Source organism: Streptomyces sp. NBC_01775, from assembly GCF_035917675.1.
In the GTDB taxonomy this organism is placed as follows: Bacteria; Actinomycetota; Actinomycetes; order Streptomycetales; family Streptomycetaceae; genus Streptomyces.
The window spans coordinates 6,894,064-6,912,987 of sequence record NZ_CP109104.1; the positions used below are offsets into that span (position 1 = coordinate 6,894,064).

Annotated in this window: 17 protein-coding genes; 11 read left to right on the forward strand and 6 right to left on the reverse strand. The window is 68.9% G+C overall.

Annotated elements, in window-relative coordinates; genetic code table 11:
• Positions 1-76 precede the first annotated feature (76 nt).
• Positions 77-958, reverse strand: coding sequence for a GNAT family N-acetyltransferase (locus OHB04_RS30635; RefSeq protein ID WP_326808730.1), 882 nt, complete (start codon positions 956-958; stop codon positions 77-79).
• A 10-nt stretch (positions 959-968) separates the two neighbouring features.
• Positions 969-2,156, reverse strand: a complete 1,188-nt coding sequence (gene nadA, locus OHB04_RS30640; protein ID WP_326808731.1) for a quinolinate synthase NadA — start codon at positions 2,154-2,156, stop codon at positions 969-971.
• Between the two features lie 246 nt (positions 2,157-2,402).
• Between nadA and OHB04_RS30645 the strand changes: the two genes are divergently transcribed.
• Complete coding sequence (locus OHB04_RS30645; protein ID WP_326690874.1) at positions 2,403-2,756, forward strand: HesB/IscA family protein; 354 nt, start codon at positions 2,403-2,405, stop codon at positions 2,754-2,756.
• A 203-nt stretch (positions 2,757-2,959) separates the two neighbouring features.
• Here the strand turns inward: OHB04_RS30645 and OHB04_RS30650 are convergent, their stop codons facing one another.
• Positions 2,960-4,483 carry a hypothetical protein gene (locus tag OHB04_RS30650; protein WP_326808732.1) on the reverse strand — a complete coding sequence of 508 codons (1,524 nt, stop codon included), beginning with the start codon at positions 4,481-4,483 and terminating at the stop codon, positions 2,960-2,962.
• Between the two features lie 98 nt (positions 4,484-4,581).
• A complete protein-coding gene (locus tag OHB04_RS30655; protein WP_326690876.1) occupies positions 4,582-4,785 on the reverse strand; it encodes a hypothetical protein in 204 nt (67 codons plus the stop codon).
• 162 nt (positions 4,786-4,947) lie between these two features.
• Between OHB04_RS30655 and OHB04_RS30660 the strand changes: the two genes are divergently transcribed.
• The gene (locus OHB04_RS30660) at positions 4,948-5,922 is read left to right on the forward strand and encodes a carbohydrate kinase family protein (RefSeq protein ID WP_326690877.1); all 975 of its coding nucleotides are present in this window, start codon (positions 4,948-4,950) and stop codon (positions 5,920-5,922) included.
• Between the two features lie 365 nt (positions 5,923-6,287).
• Here the strand turns inward: OHB04_RS30660 and OHB04_RS30665 are convergent, their stop codons facing one another.
• A complete protein-coding gene (locus OHB04_RS30665) occupies positions 6,288-7,787 on the reverse strand; it encodes a cysteine desulfurase/sulfurtransferase TusA family protein (protein WP_326808733.1) in 1,500 nt (499 codons plus the stop codon).
• Positions 7,788-8,072: 285 nt separating this feature from the next.
• Here OHB04_RS30665 and ctaC point away from each other — a divergent pair, with 285 nt between their 5' ends.
• The 4 genes from ctaC to OHB04_RS30685 all read left to right on the forward strand — a co-directional run bounded on the left by ctaC (position 8,073) and on the right by OHB04_RS30685 (position 12,598).
• On the forward strand, positions 8,073-9,047 hold the full coding sequence (gene ctaC, locus OHB04_RS30670; RefSeq protein WP_326690879.1) for an aa3-type cytochrome oxidase subunit II: 975 nt from the start codon (positions 8,073-8,075) through the stop codon (positions 9,045-9,047).
• On the forward strand, positions 9,044-10,774 hold the full coding sequence (gene ctaD / locus OHB04_RS30675) for an aa3-type cytochrome oxidase subunit I (RefSeq protein WP_326690880.1): 1,731 nt from the start codon (positions 9,044-9,046) through the stop codon (positions 10,772-10,774). The genes ctaC and ctaD overlap by 4 nt, the downstream gene beginning before the upstream one ends.
• On the forward strand, positions 10,771-11,169 hold the full coding sequence (locus OHB04_RS30680) for a cytochrome c oxidase subunit 4 (RefSeq protein ID WP_326690881.1): 399 nt from the start codon (positions 10,771-10,773) through the stop codon (positions 11,167-11,169). The genes ctaD and OHB04_RS30680 overlap by 4 nt, the downstream gene beginning before the upstream one ends.
• 109 nt (positions 11,170-11,278) lie before the next feature.
• Positions 11,279-12,598 (forward strand): Ig-like domain-containing protein, encoded by a 1,320-nt coding sequence (locus tag OHB04_RS30685; RefSeq protein ID WP_326808734.1) that lies wholly within the window; start codon positions 11,279-11,281, stop codon positions 12,596-12,598.
• A 122-nt stretch (positions 12,599-12,720) separates the two neighbouring features.
• On the opposite strand, the gene OHB04_RS30690 is transcribed toward OHB04_RS30685, so the two are convergent.
• Positions 12,721-13,131, reverse strand: a complete 411-nt coding sequence (locus tag OHB04_RS30690; RefSeq protein ID WP_326690883.1) for a hypothetical protein — start codon at positions 13,129-13,131, stop codon at positions 12,721-12,723.
• Positions 13,132-13,340: 209 nt separating this feature from the next.
• Here OHB04_RS30690 and ctaE point away from each other — a divergent pair, with 209 nt between their 5' ends.
• From ctaE to trpD, 5 genes are all read left to right on the forward strand, one after another.
• Complete coding sequence (gene ctaE, locus OHB04_RS30695) at positions 13,341-13,958, forward strand: aa3-type cytochrome oxidase subunit III (protein WP_326690884.1); 618 nt, start codon at positions 13,341-13,343, stop codon at positions 13,956-13,958.
• A 98-nt stretch (positions 13,959-14,056) separates the two neighbouring features.
• Entirely contained in the window at positions 14,057-14,869 is an 813-nt protein-coding gene (gene qcrC / locus OHB04_RS30700) for a cytochrome bc1 complex diheme cytochrome c subunit (protein ID WP_326690885.1), read from the forward strand.
• Entirely contained in the window at positions 14,866-15,933 is a 1,068-nt protein-coding gene (gene qcrA, locus OHB04_RS30705; protein WP_326690886.1) for a cytochrome bc1 complex Rieske iron-sulfur subunit, read from the forward strand. The genes qcrC and qcrA overlap by 4 nt, the downstream gene beginning before the upstream one ends.
• Positions 15,930-17,579: a cytochrome bc1 complex cytochrome b subunit gene (qcrB, locus tag OHB04_RS30710; RefSeq protein WP_326690887.1), complete on the forward strand. Its 1,650-nt coding sequence runs from the start codon at positions 15,930-15,932 to the stop codon at positions 17,577-17,579. The genes qcrA and qcrB overlap by 4 nt, the downstream gene beginning before the upstream one ends.
• Positions 17,580-17,743: 164 nt before the next feature.
• Entirely contained in the window at positions 17,744-18,811 is a 1,068-nt protein-coding gene (gene trpD, locus OHB04_RS30715) for an anthranilate phosphoribosyltransferase (protein WP_326690888.1), read from the forward strand.
• Positions 18,812-18,924: the final 113 nt, after the last annotated feature.

The following is an 18,924-nucleotide window of genomic DNA, read 5'->3' on the forward strand; positions in this document are numbered from 1 at the left end:
TGGGGGGCCACGACCGGACCCCGGCTCCCGTCAAAGAACCGCGCCGGCGCGGCTCATAAGAACGCGTCGGCGCGGCTCACAAGAACGCGCCCGACGGTATGTACGGCGCGGGAGGCCGAAGGCCCCGATAGCAAACGAACCCCTCGGCGCGAAGCTCCATCCCCGCGGCGAGCCCCACGTCAACAGCCCACTGCTGTCCGGCAGTAACGTCATGCACCTCAGCCACCACCCCCTCGTCCACCCCCAACAGCGCGGCGCTCAGCACCCGGGTGGCCAACCGCCGCGAGGTGGCGGCGAGAAGCTCCACCTGTCCTCGCTCACTCACATAGCAATACCCGCTCCCCGCGAGATCGTCCGCGACGACCAGCCGGTGGTGCCGCATCAAGAAGTCGTGGTCGGGCCCGTGGGCCCCGCCCCGCAGCCGCCGGTCGACGGAGTCGAGCAGGTCGCGGTCCCGCGCCGATCCCTCGACCGCCGCGCCCTCCGGCGTCCCGAGCCGGGCCCGGTCGACCACGCCCCGCATCCGGATGGTCGGATGCAGCTCGAAGCCCGCCTGCCGGTACACCCGCGCGGCGGCGGGGTGCCGGGAGCAGCAGATGATGCCCCGCAGGCAGCCTCGCCCGTACTCCATCGTCCGGCGCAGCAGGGCGTTGCCCACGCCTTTTCCCTGTGCGCCGGGCAGGACGACGAGCAGTGCGAGCCCCCAGGTGCCCTCGCGGATGAGGGACTGGGCAGCCCCTACGGCCTGCCCCGTGTCGTCCTCGGCGATCCAGCTCCCCGCGGGGTCCGTGAGCACGAGGTGCTGGACCTTCTCCCGGCCCCGCGCCAGGTGTTCGGCCGAGGGCGGGTCCGAGGGTGCGTCGCCCTTCAGAACGTGGGAGGCCCCGAAGGACGCCTCCGCCACCACCCGTACCGTCTCCGCGTCTTCCTCGGTCTCCCTGACTGGTCGCAGCAGCATTCGCCGCAGGCTACGGCAGCGCCAGCATCCGTTCCAGAGCGAGCTTGGCGTACTTCTCGGTCTCGGCGTCGACCTCGATCCGGTTGACCATCGTGCCCTGGGCGAGGGACTCCAGGGCCCACACCAGATGCGGCAGGTCGATCCGGTTCATCGTCGAGCAGAAGCAGACCGTGCGGTCGAGGAAGACGATCTCCTTGCCGCCCTCGGACTCGGCGGCGAAGCGGTTGGCCAGCCGCCGAACGAGGTTCAGCTCCGTGCCGATCGCCCACTTGGAGCCGGGCGGGGCCGCTTCCAGGGCCTTGATGATGTACTCCGTCGAGCCCACCTGGTCGGCGGCGGAGACGACCTCGTGCTTGCACTCGGGGTGGACCAGCACATTGACACCGGGGATCCGCTCGCGGACCTCGCGCACCGATTCCAGCGAGAAGCGGCCGTGCACCGAGCAGTGGCCCCGCCACAGGATCATTCTGGCGTCGCGCAGCTGCTGGGGCGTGAGCCCGCCGCCTGGCTTGTGCGGGTTGTAGACGACGCAGTCCTCCAGCGTCATGCCCATTTCGCGCACCGCGGTGTTCCGCCCCAGGTGCTGGTCGGGCAGGAAGAGGACCTTCTCGCCCTCCTGGAACGCCCACTCCAGCGCGCGCCCGGCGTTGGAGGAGGTGCAGATCGTGCCGCCGTGCCGGCCGGTGAACGCCTTGATGTCCGCCGAGGAGTTCATGTACGAGACGGGTACGGTGACATCGGCCACGCCCGCCTCGGTCAGCACGTCCCAGCACTCGGCGACCTGCTCGGCCGTCGCCATGTCGGCCATGGAGCAGCCCGCCGCCAGGTCGGGGAGCACGACCTGCTGGGCCGGGGAGGTGAGGATGTCGGCGGACTCGGCCATGAAGTGCACGCCGCAGAAGACGATGTACTCCGCCTCGGGGCGCGCCGCCGCGTCTCTGGCCAGCTTGAAGGAGTCGCCGGTCACATCGGCGAACTCGATGACCTCGTCGCGCTGGTAGTGGTGGCCGAGCACGAAGACGCGGTCGCCGAGCTGCTCCTTGGCGGCGCGTGCGCGGGCCACCAGGTCGGGGTCGGAGGGGGAGGGGAGATCGCCGGGGCACTCCACTCCCCGCTCGCTCTTCGGATCGGCCTCACGGCCGAGCAGCAGCAGTGCGAGCGGGGTCGGCTGTACGTCCAGCGGCTGGGCGGTACTCACAGGACCCACCCTTTCTGTAGCGCCATACGGAAGCCGCACACGGCGGGCTTCTCGTCTAAGTGACGCGATCTATCATAGCGGCTTCACGTCAGTTTGACGATGGGGATCATGTCGATGTGACGCATTCCCACCCCCTCGGGCGGTGTGCGAGCATGAAGTGACCACTCGGTCCTGGAATGAATCAGGGAAGCCGTCGGTTGTCCCGACGGTAAGAGAGCAGTCCGTACCAACCCGGGAGAGAAGCAGATGTCCGTTTCGGACGAGACCGCTGTAAGCGAGGGCATCATCCTGTCCGACGCCGCAGCCGAGAAGGTCAAGACCCTGCTGGAGCAGGAGGGCCGTGACGACCTGGCGTTGCGCGTCGCCGTCCAGCCGGGTGGCTGCTCGGGCCTGCGGTATCAGCTCTTCTTCGACGAGCGTTCGCTCGACGGCGACGTGGTCAAGGACTTCGACGGCGTCAAGGTCGTCACCGACCGGATGAGCGCCCCCTACCTCGGCGGCGCCTCCATCGACTTCGTCGACACCATCGAGAAGCAGGGCTTCACGATCGACAACCCCAACGCCACCGGCTCCTGCGCCTGCGGCGACTCTTTCAACTGATGCCCCCCGCGTCGGCCAGGCGGCCGGCGCGGCAGCGTGCGGCGGGCGCCCGGCGCCCCGCACCCGTACGCACCCGGCACAGGACAAGGGCGGCGGACTCCCCCCACCAGGGGCCCGCCGCCCTTGTCGTCCGTTCGCACCGAGAGCGCCCGTCGGGGTGTGCCCTCAGCGGCCGGTGACGACCGGCCGGTGCGAACAGACGTTTACTTGCGGGGCAGCTTGCGGCCGTCCCGCCCGTCCACGACCTTGCGGTCGCCCAGGGCCTTGTCGAGCTGGACCTCGACACTCTGCCGCTTGGCGATCTTGACGCAGACCTTCTTGTCGCCCTTCTTCTTCTCCGGCTTGACCGTGACCTTCACCGAAGAGCCCGACTCGTCGGCCGTGGCCTTGTAGTCGTCGCACACGCCGCCCCAGAAGCGCACCGTGAGGGTGCGCCCGTCGGCCTTGTACGACTCGGCCGCCTGTGTGCCGGCCTTGCCGCCGCCGGTGCCCATGTCCCCCTCACCCGTCGAGGGGCCGGAGGGCGGAGAGGCGGGCCGCTCGACCTGCGGCGGCGCCGACTGCTCGGCCCCGCTGCCCGGAGCGGCCGGATCCTCGCCGCTGGGCGTGGACTTGAGGAACTTCGGCTCGACGGCGGGATGCGTCACCTTCAGATCTCCGCCCCCGCCGGGCCGCTTCACGTCGAAGATCCACGCGGGCACGAGCACGGGCTTGCCGTGCGAGCGCTCCAGCGAGAGGCCGAAGGCGGCCCCGCTCACCTTGGACGGCTCGTTCCGGTCCTTGCCCTTCGGGCTCTCGCGCTTCGGCACCTTGCCGCCCTTGGCCGGCGCGCAGTCGGTCGCGCCCTCGCCGGACTGCTTGGCGCAGGAGGGCCGCGGGCCGTGTCCGCCGGAGGACTGGCTCACCTTGTTCATCTCGTCGAGCGTCGCGTCCGCGCTGAGCACGGGGTATGCCGTGCCCTTGCGGGTCTCGTTCCAATTGCCCTGCCCGCGAGTGATCTTGCCGTTCGCGCCGACCACGAAGGTGCTGTCCCAGCCCTGTGTCGGCAGCCCGTCGACCTTCGGGGAGACGGTCACCGTGCGCGTGCCGCCCACCGCGGGACCGGCCTTGAGCGAGGCGTCCTTGAGGTCCAGGGCCTTCAGGACCGGGCGCACCGCGTCCTTCGCCTTGTCCTCGGGAACGGGCTTGCCCGACGGCGAGGGGGCGCTGTCGACCTCTGTGTCGAGCGGGACCGTGCCCGCGCCCATGTACGTCCACGCGCCGCCCGAGGCGCCGCGCTCGGCGGCCAGCTTGGGACCCTTGCCCCGCTTCTCCCCGCCGACCTGCCAGCGGCCGTCCGTCACCTTCGGACTGCCCTTGATCTTCAGCGCCTTGGCCAGCTCGGCCATCTCGGACTTGCCGACCCGGTGGCCCGTGTGGCGGACGGCGGCCTTGTCGGGCCCCTTCGGCAGCTCGCCCTCGGCGCGGTACGCACGCGGGCCCATCGGCTCACCGGCCGCGATGCCCCGGCTCTCACTGGCCGACGCGGCCTCGCCGTCGAGGGACAGCTTCGGGGGGCCACCCGCCGAAGCGTCGTCTCCGGAATCGGAGGCGGCGGTGGACGCCCAGTACGCACCACCACCGCCGGCCAACAGGACCGCGGCGGCCACGGAGAGGATCACCGGCTGCCGCCGGCGGCTCCGGGGGCCGGGCCGGTCCTCGGGCTCGGGGGACTGGTCTGTACTCACCGAAAACTCCTTTGGCTCCACGCGTCCATGAGGTCCGTCCGTCATGCGGGCACGGAGGTTGGACGGAGTCAGGGAGCGTGTGGTTCCCCGCGGCCCGTTCAGTCGCCGTATTCGGACATACCATCCAGGAGTCGTGCGGACCGTGAAGGCACGCTCACCCCGTGCAACACCTGTGGCGGAACAGGCCGTCCGTCGTCCCGCGGGGCCCGCTGGGCGGTCCAGTGCGGAGCCATCCGGGCGCAGTCGCCGCGCAGTTGCTCCATCGACTCGGGCTCGGACGCTGAAGTCGCCGTTTTCCTCATAGGGTCGACGCTACGCATCGGACGCACTGCCCGGAAGACCCTACTATTTGGTAGTTTTGCCCTGTTCGAGTCCGGAGGTCCAGCGGGTAGCGTGAAGCACGCCCTCCCCCTGTGCGCTGCGCGTACGGGGTACCTCAATGTCTCTCAGGAGCAGAATTCGTCGTGCGTATCGCAGTGAGCGGCTCTATCGCAAACGACCACCTGATGACCTTCCCGGGGCGTTTCTCCGACCAGCTGGTCGCCGACCAGCTGCACACGGTCTCGCTCTCCTTCCTCGTCGACAAGCTCGACATCCGCCGCGGCGGTGTCGGGGCCAACATCGCGTTCGGCATGGGCCAGCTGGGCGCGCGGCCGGTCCTTGTCGGCGCCGCGGGAGAGGACTTCGAGGAATACCGCGTCTGGCTCGAACGCCACGGCGTGGACACCGCCTCGGTCAGGATCTCCGAGGTGCTGCACACCGCGCGCTTCGTCTGCACCACCGACGCGGACGCCAACCAGATCGGCTCCTTCTACACGGGCGCCATGAGCGAGGCCCGGCACATCGAGCTCCAGCACGTGGTCGACCGGGTCGGCCCCCTGGACCTCGTCCTCATCGGCGCCGACGACCCCGAGGGCATGATCCGCCACACCGAGGAGTGCCGGACGCGGGGCATCCCCTTCGCGGCCGACTACTCGCAGCAGATCGCCCGCATGGACGGCGAAGGCATCCGTGAGCTGACCGAGGGTGCCACCTACCTGTTCTCGAACGAGTACGAGAAGGAACTGATCGAGGCCAAGACCGGCTGGAGCGACGAGGAGGTCCTCCAGAAGGTCGGCACCCGTGTCACCACCCTCGGCAAGAACGGGGCGCGCATAGACCGCGCGGGTGAGGAGTCCATCCACGTCGGCTGCGCGGAGGAGCGCACCAAGGCCGATCCGACCGGCGTCGGCGACGCCTTCCGCGCGGGCTTCCTCTCCGGCCTGACCTGGGGCGTCGGGCTGGAGCGCGCGGCACAGGTCGGCTGCATGCTCGCGACCCTCGTCATCGAGACGGTGGGCACCCAGGAGTACGAGCTCACGCGGGTCCACTTCATGGAGCGCTTCACCAAGGCCTACGGCCATGACGCGGCCACCGAGGTCCAGGCCCACCTGGGCTGAGGCCGGCCCCTTCTTCGTCCTCCCGCCGGACAGGCTCGAGCGAGCTGGCCCGGCGGGAGGACGTGCTCGCTAGTGCCGTGACCGGCAATGTTTGCCCGTCAAGGAGCGTCGTCGTGGGGGCACCGCCCGCGCGAGCGGGGCCGAGCGTGGGGGAGCGTGCGATCGCAAGGCGGCCGGAAGTCCTTGATCGGGGTCTCCCCTGCTCTGGGGGCACCTCCCGGCCGAAGGCCGGGGGAGAAGTTGAGAGCCTGGGGAAGGAGCTACCAGGGCTTTTGGCCAACGCCGCTGGGGGCACCCCCTGCTCGGAGAGCTTGGGGGAGTGCGTGCCGGGCGGCGCGACGGGGCAAAGCTCGCCGGGAGGGACACTAGCTCGCCGCTTCGACCCGGCGTACCCGGAACGTGGTGCCGGTGGCTTCGACCAGCACGTGCCCCGTCATCCCGCACCAGGCCGGAATGTCCAGCTTCGCCGCCTCGTCGTCGGCGAGCACCGTCACCACGCCTCCGGGCGGCACCTGCTCGATCACCTTGGCCAGCTCGATCACCGGTACCGGGCACCGCTTGCCCAGGGCATCGACGGTAAGCGCGCCGACGTCCGGGGTGGGGTCGGCATCCGGGGCGGACGCGGCATCGGGGGTGGACGCGGCATCCGTGGCGGACGCCGTGTCGGGGGTGGATGCCGCATCCGGCGCGGACGGCTCGGCGGAAGAAGGGGAAGCGGAAGAAGGGGAAGGGGAGGGTGCGGCTCCCAGCTGGGCCCGCACCCCTTGCACCACCCCGGGCAGCGCCGAAAGGAACCCCTCCACGTCGGACTCCGCCGTCCCCGGCGGCAGGGAGACCCGCACGTTCCCCTCCGACAGCACTCCCATCGCCCGCAGCACATGGCTGGGGGTCAGGGTGCTGGAGGTGCACGAGGAGCCGGAGGAGACCGAGAAGCCCGCCACGTCCAGCGCGTGCAGCAGTGCCTCTCCATCGGCGTAGAGACAGGAGAACGTCACCAGGTGCGGCAGCCGCAGCACCGGATCGCCGACGACCTCCGTGTCCGGCACCAGCGCGGGCACCCGCGCCCTGATCCGGTCGATCATGGCCCGCAGCCGCGCCCCCTCGGTCTCCGCCTCGGCTCGTACGGCGCGCAGCGAGGCCGCGGCGGCGACGATCGCGGGGATGTTCTCGAAGCCGGAGGCCCGCCCGGTCTCGCGCTCGTCTGCCGGTCCGGGCGCCGCGAAGCGCACCCCCTTGCGGATCGCGAGCAGCCCCACCCCCGCGGGCCCGCCCCACTTGTGGGCGCTCGCGGTCAGCAGCGACCAGCCGTCGGGCGCCGGGCCCCAGGGCAGCGACTGCGCGGCGTCCACCAGCAGCGGCACCCCCGCCTCGGCGCAGACGGCGGCGGTCTCCTCGACCGGCTGTACGGTCCCCACCTCGTGGTTCGCGGACTGGAGACAGGCCAGCGCACTTTCCTTGCCGAGCGCCTCCTGGTACTCCTGTGCGTCCACGCGCCCCGTACGGTCGACGGTCACCTCGCGCACCGAGCCGCCGGCCCGCTCGTGGGCCTCGGCGGCGTGCAGTACGGCAGAGTGTTCGACCGCGGAGACGACCAGTCCGCGCCCCACCCTGTGCCGCCCGGCGAGTGCCCCGGCGATGCCGGTGTGGAGCGCGTGCGTACCCGAGGCGGCGAAGGACAGCTCGTCGGGACGGCAGTCGAGCATCTCGGCCGCGCTCTCGCGCGCCGCGTCCAGCAGCATGCGCGCCCGCCTGCCCTCGCGGTGGGGTCGCGCGGGATCGGCCCACCCCTCGTCCAGCGCGGCCAGCAGCGCCTGACGGGCGACGGGATGGAGCGGCAGAGAAGAAGCGGCATCGAATGAGGACACTCCCGCACGCTACCTTTACAGGTGGGCTTTCCGGGCTTCGAAGACGTCCGCCGAGGCGCTGGCGGACAGCCTCCGAAGCGTCAGAAGTCCGGTGCCGAGGCGGCATTCCACCCCATTGGGGTGGGACGCGGCGCGTTACGCCCCCTCCCCGCGCGACCCCAAATGGCGTCGGCTAGGGTTTGGTCCGCATAAACATCAAACCCCTGCCCGCGCATGGGCCGGCGCCCGACCACTCAGAGGGCCGCGCCCGACCGACGCGGGCCGAGACTCTCGGGAAGGCGCTACGTGAGTCCCAACGGCTCCGACCGCTCGTCGCGGCGCCCGATGCGGCGGAAGCTGCAGCAGGCGCTGGCCGCGGGCCTGGTCCTGGCGACCGCGACCGGTTGCACATCAAAGGACTTCCCCCGCCTCGGAATGCCCACCCCGGTAACGGACGAGGCTCCGCGGATCCTCTCCCTGTGGCAGGGCTCCTGGGCGGCTGCGCTCGCCGTGGGCGTGCTGGTGTGGGGCCTGATCCTGTGGAGCGTCATCTTCCACCGGCGGACGCGGTCCAAGGTCGAGATCCCTCCGCAGACCCGGTACAACATGCCCATCGAGGCGCTGTACACGGTGGTCCCGATCATCATCGTGGCGGTGCTCTTCTACTTCACCGCGCGCGATGAGACCAAGCTTCTGGCGACATCGAAGAAGCCCACGCACGTGGTCAACGTCGTCGGCTACCAGTGGAGCTGGGGCTTCAACTACGTCGAGGACGTGGACGGCGACGCCAAGACGGACGTCAACACCGACCATGCCCTGGACAAGGAGCTGAAGGCCATCCCGGACCGGATGGCCAAGGGCTTCCCCAAGGGCGCCGAGGGCGTCTACGACGCAGGCACCCCCGCTGAGCGGAACCCGCAGAACAACAACCCGGGTCCGACGCTGTGGCTGCCCAAGGGCGAGAAGGTCCAGTTCATCCTGACCTCCCGCGACGTCATCCACTCCTTCTGGGTCGTGCCGTTCCTCATGAAGCAGGACGTCATCCCGGGCCATGTCAACCGCTTCGAGGTGACCCCCAACAAGGAGGGCACCTTCATGGGCAAGTGTGCCGAGCTGTGCGGCGTCGACCACTCCCGGATGCTCTTCAACGTGAAGGTCGTCTCCCCGGAGCGCTACCAAAAGCACCTGGAGGCTCTGGCGAAGAAGGGCCAGACCGGATACATCCCGGCGGGTACCGCCAGTATCGGCGACGCCAAGAATGCGGAGACGAATAACCCGTGAGCATCCTCAACGAACCCCAGGGTGCCGCCACAGCCACGGCAGAGGCAGCACCGCCGGTACGCCGTAAGAGCCCCGGAAACGTCGTCGTCTCGTGGCTGACGACGACGGACCACAAGGTCATCGGCAGCCTGTACCTGATCACGTCGTTCGTGTTCTTCATCATCGGCGGCGTCATGGCGCTCTTCATGCGCGCCGAGCTGGCCCGTCCGGGTATGCAGCTCCTGTCGAACGAACAGTTCAACCAGGCGTTCACCATGCATGGCACGATCATGCTGCTGATGTTCGCCACTCCGCTGTTCAACGGCTTCGCGAACTGGATCATGCCGCTCCAGATCGGTTCTCCCGATGTGGCCTTCCCGCGGCTGAACATGTTCGCGTACTGGCTCTACCTCTTCGGCTCGATCATCGCCGTCGGCGGCTTCATCACCCCGCAGGGCGCCGCCGACTTCGGCTGGTTCGCCTACTCGCCGCTCTCGGACGCGGTCAGGTCGCCCGGCGTCGGCGCCGACATGTGGATCATGGGTCTGGCCCTCTCCGGCTTCGGCACGATCCTCGGTTCGGTCAACTTCATCACCACGATCATCTGCATGCGCGCTCCGGGCATGACGATGTTCCGGATGCCGATCTTCACCTGGAACGTGCTGCTCACCGGTGTGCTGGTGCTGCTGGCCTTCCCGGTCCTGGCCGCCGCGCTGTTCGCCTTGGAGGCGGACCGAAAATTCGGGGCGCATGTCTTCGACGCCGGAAACGGAGGAGCGTTGCTGTGGCAACACCTCTTCTGGTTCTTCGGCCATCCAGAGGTGTACATCATCGCGCTGCCGTTCTTCGGCATCGTCTCCGAAGTCATTCCGGTCTTCAGCCGCAAGCCGATGTTCGGCTACATCGGACTGATCGCCGCCACCGTTTCCATCGCCGGTCTCTCGGTGACGGTCTGGGCGCACCACATGTACGTCACAGGCGGCGTGCTCTTGCCGTTCTTCTCGTTCATGACCTTCTTGATCGCGGTGCCGACCGGTGTGAAGTTCTTCAACTGGATCGGCACCATGTGGAAGGGATCGTTGTCCTTCGAGACACCGATGCTGTGGACCGTCGGCTTCCTGATCACCTTCCTGTTCGGCGGTCTGACCGGCGTCATCCTGGCCTCGCCGCCGATGGACTTCCACGTCTCGGACTCGTACTTCGTCGTCGCGCACTTCCACTACGTCGTCTTCGGCACCGTGGTCTTCGCGATGTTCGCCGGATTCCACTTCTGGTGGCCGAAGTTCACGGGCAAGATGCTGGACGAACGGCTCGGGAAGATCACCTTCTGGACCCTGTTCGTCGGCTTCCACGGCACCTTCCTCGTCCAGCACTGGCTGGGCGCCGAGGGCATGCCGCGCCGGTACGCCGACTACCTGGCGGCCGACGGCTTCACCGCGCTGAACACCGTCTCCACGATCAGCTCGTTCCTGCTCGGCCTGTCGATGCTGCCGTTCTTCTACAACGTCTGGAAGACGCACAAGTACGGCAAGAAGGTCGAGGTCGACGACCCGTGGGGCTACGGCCGCTCACTCGAATGGGCGACCAGCTGCCCGCCGCCGCGGCACAACTTCCTCACGCTGCCGCGTATCCGCTCCGAATCCCCCGCCTTCGAGCTGCATCACCCTGAGATCTCCGCCCTCGACCAGATCGAGAACGTGGACTCGGACGAGAAGGCGCTGGCCGGCAGCAAGGAGGCCGGGAAGTGAAGATCCAGGGCAAGATGTTCCTTGGGCTGGCGCTGTTCCTCCTGGCGGTGGCCATCATCTACGGCCTGTGGTCGAAGGAGCCCGTGGGCACCACGGGTCTCTTCCTGGCCTTCGGCCTCTCGGTGATGATCGGCTACTACCTGGCGTTCACCGCGCGCCGGGTGGACACCGGGGCGCAGGACAACAAGCAGGCAGACGTCGCGGACGACGCCGGTGAGCTGGGCTTCTTCAGCCCCCACAGCTGGCAGCCGCTGCTGCTGGGCCTGGGTGGCGCCTTCGCCTTCCTGGGCGTGGCCCTGGGCTGGTGGCTCGTGTACGTTTCGGCGCCGCTGCTGCTGATCGGCCTCTTCGGCTGGGTCTTCGAGTACTACCACGGGGAGAACCGCACCCAGTAGGCACCTCGGCGGCGAAAAAGCAAGGGTCGACCCCCCGACACTCCGGGGGGTCGACCCATTTGTATGTACTCAGCAGGCCCGAGTTGACGATTATTCATATTTTGGGCCCATGAGTAACAGGCCGGATTCCCCGATTCCCGGGGCCCTGACCCCCGGGATCCCCAGCACCTCCATATCCCCCGCCGGACGGAACAGGCGCCGGCTGGTGAAGAGCTGCGCCATGCTGCTGGCGCCCCTGACCGTGGGGCTCGCCGCCTGCGGCACCAGCGGCAGCACCAGCTCGGACCCGCTCGCCTCCTCTCCCTACGACGCCACGGACGCCGTGGCCGTCAGTGCCGGTGCCGACAGCCACGACGTCGACCCCGAAAAGCCGCTCGATGTCACCGCCGAGGGCGGCGCGGACAAGATCACCGACGTGTTCGCCACCGACGCGGCCGGGCGTGTACTGCCCGGCGACCTGTCGGCCGACAGCAAGCACTGGCGCAGCACCGGCCCGCTGGCCGCCGGCGTGCGCTACGACCTCCAGGTCAGCACCGAGAACGACGAAGGCGCCCCAGGGCGCCGCACGCTGCACTTCGAGACCAAGCCCCAGGGCAAGCACCTCGACGTCAAACTGGGCCCGGACAACGGCACCTATGGCGTCGGGCAGCCCCTCACGGCGGAACTCAGCCGCCGCGTCAAGAACCCGAAACAGCGCGAGATCATCGAGCGCGCACTGCGGGTCAAGTCCAGGCCTCACGTGGAGGGCTCCTGGCACTGGGTGGACAGCAAGGAGCTGCACTTCCGCCCCCGCTCCTACTGGCCCGCGCACGCCTCCATCACGCTCACCTCTGCGCTCAAGGGGCTGAAGGTGCGCAAGGGGCTCTACGGCGGCTCTGCCGCACCCGTTCGGATGAAGACGGGCGACAGGATAGAGGCGATAGCCGACGCCTCGTCGCTGGTGATGAACGTCAAGAAGAACGGCAGGACCGTCCACTCCATGCCGATCACCACGGGCAAGGCGGGCTACGAGACCCGCAACGGCATCAAGGTGATCCTCGCCAAGGAGTCATTCGTACGGATGACGAGCGCCAGCATCGGCGCCTCCGACTTCTACGACCTGCCGGTCTACTGGGCCACCCGGCTCACCAACAGCGGCGAGTACGTGCACGGCGCCCCCTGGTCGGTCGGCTCCCAGGGCGTCTCGAACACCAGCCACGGCTGCACCGGCATGAGCAGCGGAAACGCGCGCTGGTTCTTCGACAACGTCCGCCAGGGCGACATAGTCCAGCACGTCAACACGGCGGGCGAGAGCATGGCGCCCTTCGGCAACGGCTTCGGGGACTGGAACATGGGCTGGAAGCAGTGGCGCAAGGGCAGCACCGTGGACCCCGGCAAGCACGAGGGCAGCGGCCCCGCCGACGCCGCGCGGCTGCGGCCCCAGGTGTGAGCCGCACTCGAAGGTGTGAGCGGCTCCGCGAAAAGTGAGCAGTTCCGCACAGCACGGGTCCGGGACGCCGCGCGCGTCCCGGACCCGGTGTTTCTGGGGCTGCCGTCGTCCGGCGGCGGGGCTCAGGCCGGGGTCAGCCGGCCCTCGGTGCCGTCGCGCAGCAGGCCCGCCAGCGCTCCGGCCAGCGCCACCGGGTCCACGGGGTGCGAGACCGTGGCCTCGGCCCTGCTCCAGGTCGCCAGCCAGGCGTCCTGGGGGCGGCCGATCAGCAGCAGCACGGGCGGGCACTCGAAGATCTCGTCCTTGATCTGCCGGCACACGCCCATGCCGCCGGCCGGAGCGGTCTCGCCGTCCAGCACGCACACGTCGATGTGCCGCTCCTGGAGGGCCTCCAGGACCGCGGGCAAGGTGGCGCACTCCAGGTACTCGACCGAGGGCACGTCGGACGCGGGCCTGCGGCCCGCTGCGAGCCGGACCTGCTCGCGGGTGTTGGCGTCGTCGCTGTAGACCAGCACCGTGGCGGTCGGCTGCATTGTTCCTCCGCGTTCGGATCGGGTGGTTCGCTGGTGTCACCGTGGGGAGACAGGTGGCGCCGCTGGGATGCTACTCCTTCCGACGCACCGTCAACACTGCTTCGCACGGGCTCGATGCTGCGCCATATGAGCAGGACAGGGCGGCGCGCACGGGCCGGACACACCGAACGGGACCCCCCGAAGTGAGGCCGGGATAAGCGACCGACATAATGTCGGTCGTGGCGACAGCAACAGCAGTAGAAACCGGGCACGCGCACCCGTCGGTCAACCGGCCGAACCTCACCAGTGTCGGAACCATCATTTGGCTGAGTTCCGAGCTGATGTTCTTCGCGGCCCTCTTCGCGATGTACTTCACCCTGCGATCGGTGACGGGCGCCGACTACTGGAAGGAGCACGCAGAGGCGCTGAACCTTCCCTTCTCGGCGACGAACACCACGATCCTGGTGCTTTCCTCCCTGACGTGTCAGCTCGGCGTGTTCGCCGCCGAACGTGGGGACGTGAAGAAGCTCCGGGCGTGGTTCATCGTCACCTTCATCATGGGTGCGATCTTTATCGGCGGCCAGGTCTTCGAATACACGGAGCTGGTGAAGGAGGGCACGTCGCTCTCCTCGAGTCCGTACGGATCGGTGTTCTACCTGACCACCGGGTTCCACGGGATGCACGTGACGGGCGGGCTCATCGCCTTCCTGTTCGTCCTGGGGCGGACCTACGCGGCCAAGCGGTTCACGCACCACCAGGCCACCGCTGCCATCGTCGTGTCCTACTACTGGCACTTCGTCGATGTCGTCTGGATCGGCCTTTTCGCCACGATCTACCTGATCAGGTAACCGTTCGGGCCGCGGCCCGGCCGGGCGCCGTACCGCGACACACGGACATACGTCCAGACCCAGCATCGACGCAGAAGATCCTGACACCGGGGTAATCCGTGAAAAAGCTCTCCGCACGACGGCGCCATCCGCTGGCGGCGCTCGTCGTTCTACTCTTCGCGCTGGCGGCCACCGGGGGGCTGTACACCGCGTTCGCTCCTGCGGGTGAGGCCAAGGCCGAGCAGGAGTCGAGTCAGTCCCTCGCCATCGAGGAGGGCAAGAAGCTCTACGCCACCGGCTGCTCCAGCTGCCACGGAACCGGCGGCCAGGGGACCAGTGACGGTCCGAGCCTGGTCGGCGTCGGAGCCGCGGCGGTGGACTTCCAGGTCGGCACCGGCCGCATGCCGGCCCAGCAGCCGGGCGCCCAGGTGCCCAAGAAGAAGAAGATCTACGACCAGGACGAGACGAACCAGCTCGCCGCGTACGTCGCCTCACTGGGCTCCGGTCCGAGCCAGCCCAACAAGAAGATGTACGACCCGAGCGGGGCGGATGTCGCCAAGGGCGGTGAACTCTTCCGCAACAACTGCTCGCAGTGCCACAACTTCACCGGTGAGGGCGGCGCGCTCACCCACGGCAAGTTCGCCCCGGACCTGGCAGACGTCGATGAGAAGCACATCTACGAGGCCATGCAGACCGGCCCCCAGAACATGCCCTCCTTCACCGACGGTGCGCTCCCCGAGAAGGACAAGCGGGACATCGTCGCGTACGTGAAGGAGGTCAACAGCGACAAGTCGGAGAGCCCCGGCGGGTTCAAGCTCGGTGGCTTCGGCCCCGTCAGTGAGGGCCTGTTCGCCTGGGTCTTCGGTCTCGGCGCGCTGATCGCCACCGCTGTCTGGGTCGCCGCGCGGACCGCAAAGGCCAAGAAGTCATGAGTAGCCAGACTGGACCACACGAGAACGTGTCAGACGAGAACCTGCCCAGTGCGCAGGAAGAAGCCCATGGCGCGGTAGCGGTCAAGGACGATCCGTTCGCGGATCCCGGCCTGCCCCCCCATGAGCACCGCATCCAGGACATCGACGAGCGGGCGGCCAAGCGCTCCGAGCGTGCCGTCGCCTTCCTCTTCACGCTGTCCATGCTGGCCACGGTGGCCTTCATCGCCTCCTTCGTGGCCTTCCCGATCGACAAGATCGTTTATGTCTGGCCGCTCGGGCACATCAGCGCGCTGAACCTCGCGCTGGGGCTCACCCTCGGCGTGGCCCTCTTCTGCATCGGTGCCGGCGCGGTCCACTGGGCCCGCACGCTGATGTCCGACGAGGAGATGGTCGACGAGCGGCACGCCGTCGCGGCCGAGCCGGAGGTGCGCGAGAAGGTCCTCGCGGACTTCAAGCAGGGCGCGAAGGAGTCGGCCTTCGGGCGCAGGAAGCTCATCCGCAACACGATGTTCGGAGCCATGGCCCTGGTGCCGCTCTCCGGCGTCGTCCTGCTGCGCGACCTGGGCCCGCTGCCCGAGGACAAGCTGCGGCACACGCTGTGGAAGAAGGGCAAGCTGCTCGTCAACGAGAACACCAACGAGCCGCTGCGTCCCGAGGACATCGCGGTCGGCTCGCTGGCCTTCGCCAAGCCGGAGGGCCTGGAGGTGCACGACGAGGAGTTCCAGGAGGAGATCGCCAAGGCGGCCCTGATGATCGTCCGGCTGGAGCCGAAGGACATCAAGGACAAGCGCGAGCTGGACTGGTCCCACGAGGGGATCGTCGCCTTCTCGAAGATCTGCACGCACGTCGGCTGCCCGGTCAGCCTCTACGAGCAGCAGACCCACCATGTGCTCTGCCCCTGCCATCAGTCGACGTTCGATCTGTCCGACGGTGCGCGGGTGCTCTTCGGTCCGGCCGGCCACCGGCTGCCGCAGCTCAAGATCAGCGTCAACAAGGACGGCTTCCTCGAAGCGCAGGGCGACTTCGCGGAGCCCGTCGGTCCGGCCTTCTGGGAGCGCGGATGAGTACTGCAACCGATACCCGGGGCAGCGCGGCTGCCGAGGGCAAGAAGAAGGCACCCGCGGGTGAGCGGGTCGCCGACTGGGCCGACGGACGGCTGGGCATCTACAGCCTGGCCAAGGCCAACATGCGCAAGATCTTCCCGGACCACTGGTCCTTCATGCTGGGTGAGGTCGCGCTCTACAGCTTCATCATCATCATCCTGACCGGCGTCTATCTGACGCTGTTCTTCCACCCGTCGATGAACGAGGTGGAGTACCACGGTTCCTATGTGCCGATGCAGGGTGTCCTGATGTCCGAGGCGTTCGCCTCGACGCTGGACATCAGCTTCGACGTGCGCGGCGGTCTGCTCGTACGGCAGATCCACCACTGGGCGGCGCTGATCTTCCTCGCGGCGATGTTCGTGCACATGATGCGCGTCTTCTTCACCGGCGCCTTCCGCAAGCCGCGCGAGGTCAACTGGCTGTTCGGCTTCCTGCTGTTCGTGCTGGGCATGTTCACCGGCTTCACCGGCTACTCGCTCCCGGACGACCTGCTGTCCGGCACCGGCGTCCGCTTCATGGAGGGCGCGATCCTGTCCGTGCCGATCGTCGGCACGTACCTCTCGATGTTCCTGTTCGGCGGGGAGTTCCCCGGGCACGACTTCGTGGCGCGGTTCTACTCGGTCCACATCCTGCTGTTGCCCGGCATCATGCTGGGCTTGCTGGTGGCGCACCTGATCCTGGTCTTCTACCACAAGCACACGCAGTTCGCGGGCCCCGGACGGACCAACAAGAACGTCGTCGGCATGCCGCTGCTGCCGGTCTACATGGCCAAGGCCGGAGGCTTCTTCTTCCTGGTCTTCGGTGTGATCGCGGCCATCTCGGCGCTCTTCACGATCAACCCGATCTGGGTGCTGGGCCCCTACCGGCCCGACCACGTGTCCACGAACGCGCAGCCCGACTGGTACATGGGCTTCACAGAGGGCCTGGTCCGGGTCATGCCGGGGTGGGAGATCAACCTGTGGGGTCACACGCTGGTGATAGGCGTACTCATCCCGCTGCTGCTCCTGCCGGTGGTGCTGGGTGCCCTCGCGGTCTATCCGTTCATCGAGTCGTGGGTGACCGGCGACAAGCGCGAGCACCACATCGCGGACCGGCCGCGGAACGCGCCGACGCGTACCGCGTTCGGTGTGGCCTGGATCGCGTGGTACTTCGTGTGCCTGGTGGGCGGCGGTAACGACCTGTGGGCCACCCACTTCCACTTGTCGCTCAACGCCATCTCATGGTTCGTCCGGATCGGCTTCTTCGTCGTACCGGTCGTGGTCTTCATCATCACGAAGCGCATCTGTCTCGGCCTTCAGCGCAGGGACCACGCCAAGGTGCTGCACGGGCGGGAGAGCGGCACCATCAAGCGGCTGCCGCACGGTGAGTTCGTGGAGATCCACGAGCCGCTCTCGCAGGAGCAGCTGCACACGCTCACGGCGCACGAGCAGTACAAGCCGGCCGAGATCGGGGCGGAGACCGACGAGAACGGCGTCGAGCGGAAGCTCTCGCGGGGCCAGAAGATGCGGGCCCGGCTCTCGAAGGGGTACTTCGGCGAGGCGGGGCAGATTCCCAAGCCCACGCGGGAGGAGTACCGCGAGATCGAGAGTGGCCACGGCCACCACTGAGGCGCTTGCGCTTGGCTGAAGCCACCACAACCGGAGGGGCTCGCGGGGTTGTTCCCCGCGGGCCCCTCCGGCGTTGTCCGGCCGGTATCGGTGACGGGGCCGCTCCGGGGAAAGTCGATAGGGTGGCGAGACCCCGATCGGTCTACTGCCAGGAAGTGGTTCCCATGAGCGCTGCTACCCCCGCCGGAGGCGACACCATGGCGGCGCGTACCTGGCCGGACGTGCTGAGCGCGCTGGTGAAGGGCGAGGACCTGAGCGCGGACGCCACGGCCTGGGCGATGGACCGGATCATGAGCGGCGAGGCCACCGACGTGCAGATCGCGGGCTTCGCCGTGGCCCTGCGCGCCAAGGGCGAGACGGTGCAGGAGATCTCCGGACTGGTGCGGGCGATGTACGAGCACGCGTTCACCGTGGACATCCCCGGCCCCTCCGTCGACATCGTCGGGACCGGCGGGGACATGGCCAAGACGGTCAACATCTCGACGATGTCCTCGATCGTCGTCGCGGGCACCGGCGTGAAGGTCGTCAAGCACGGCAACCGGGCCTCCTCCAGCGCCAGCGGCGCTTCGGACGTCCTGGGGAAGCTGGGCGTGAACCTGGAGCTGACGCCGCAGCGGGTCGCCGAGGTGGCGGCCGAGGCGGGGATCACCTTCTGCTTCGCGATCAAGTTCCACCCGTCGCTGCGCCATGTCGCCGCCGCGCGGGCCGGGCTGGGGATCGCCACCCCGTTCAACTTCCTCGGCCCGCTCACCAACCCCGCGCGGGTGCGGGCGCAGGCGACCGGCGTCGCGGACGCCCGGATGGCGCCGATCCTCGCGGGAGTGCTCGCCGAGCGGGGCAGCAGCGCGCTCGTCTTCCGCGGGGACGACGGCCTGGACGAGCTGACCACCACGGCCACCTCGACGGTGTGGGTCGTACGCGATGGGGCCGTGCGGGAGGAGAGCTTCGACCCGCGTGATGTGGGGATCGAGCTGGTGCCCGTAGAGGCGCTGCGCGGCGCCGACGCCGCGTACAACGCCGATGTGGCCCGCCGGCTGCTGGAGGGGGAACACGGGCCCGTACGGGACGCGGTGCTCCTCAACTCCGCGGCTGCCTTCGTGGCGCTCGCGCCGACGGACGCCCCGCTCACCGAGCAGATCGGCGACGGGATGCGGCGGGCGGCCGAGTCCCTCGACTCGGGGGCGGCGCTGGCCGCGCTGGAGCGGTGGGTCGCGGCCAGCACCAAGCGGTGACGGCGGCGCGGCCCCTGCCGCGCGCCCTGTGTGCCCCGGCTGCCCCGCCTGCCCGCGTTCCGCAGTGATGCGGTGCGCGGGGCAGGCGGCCGGGGTGCCGGACGCGGCGGGCG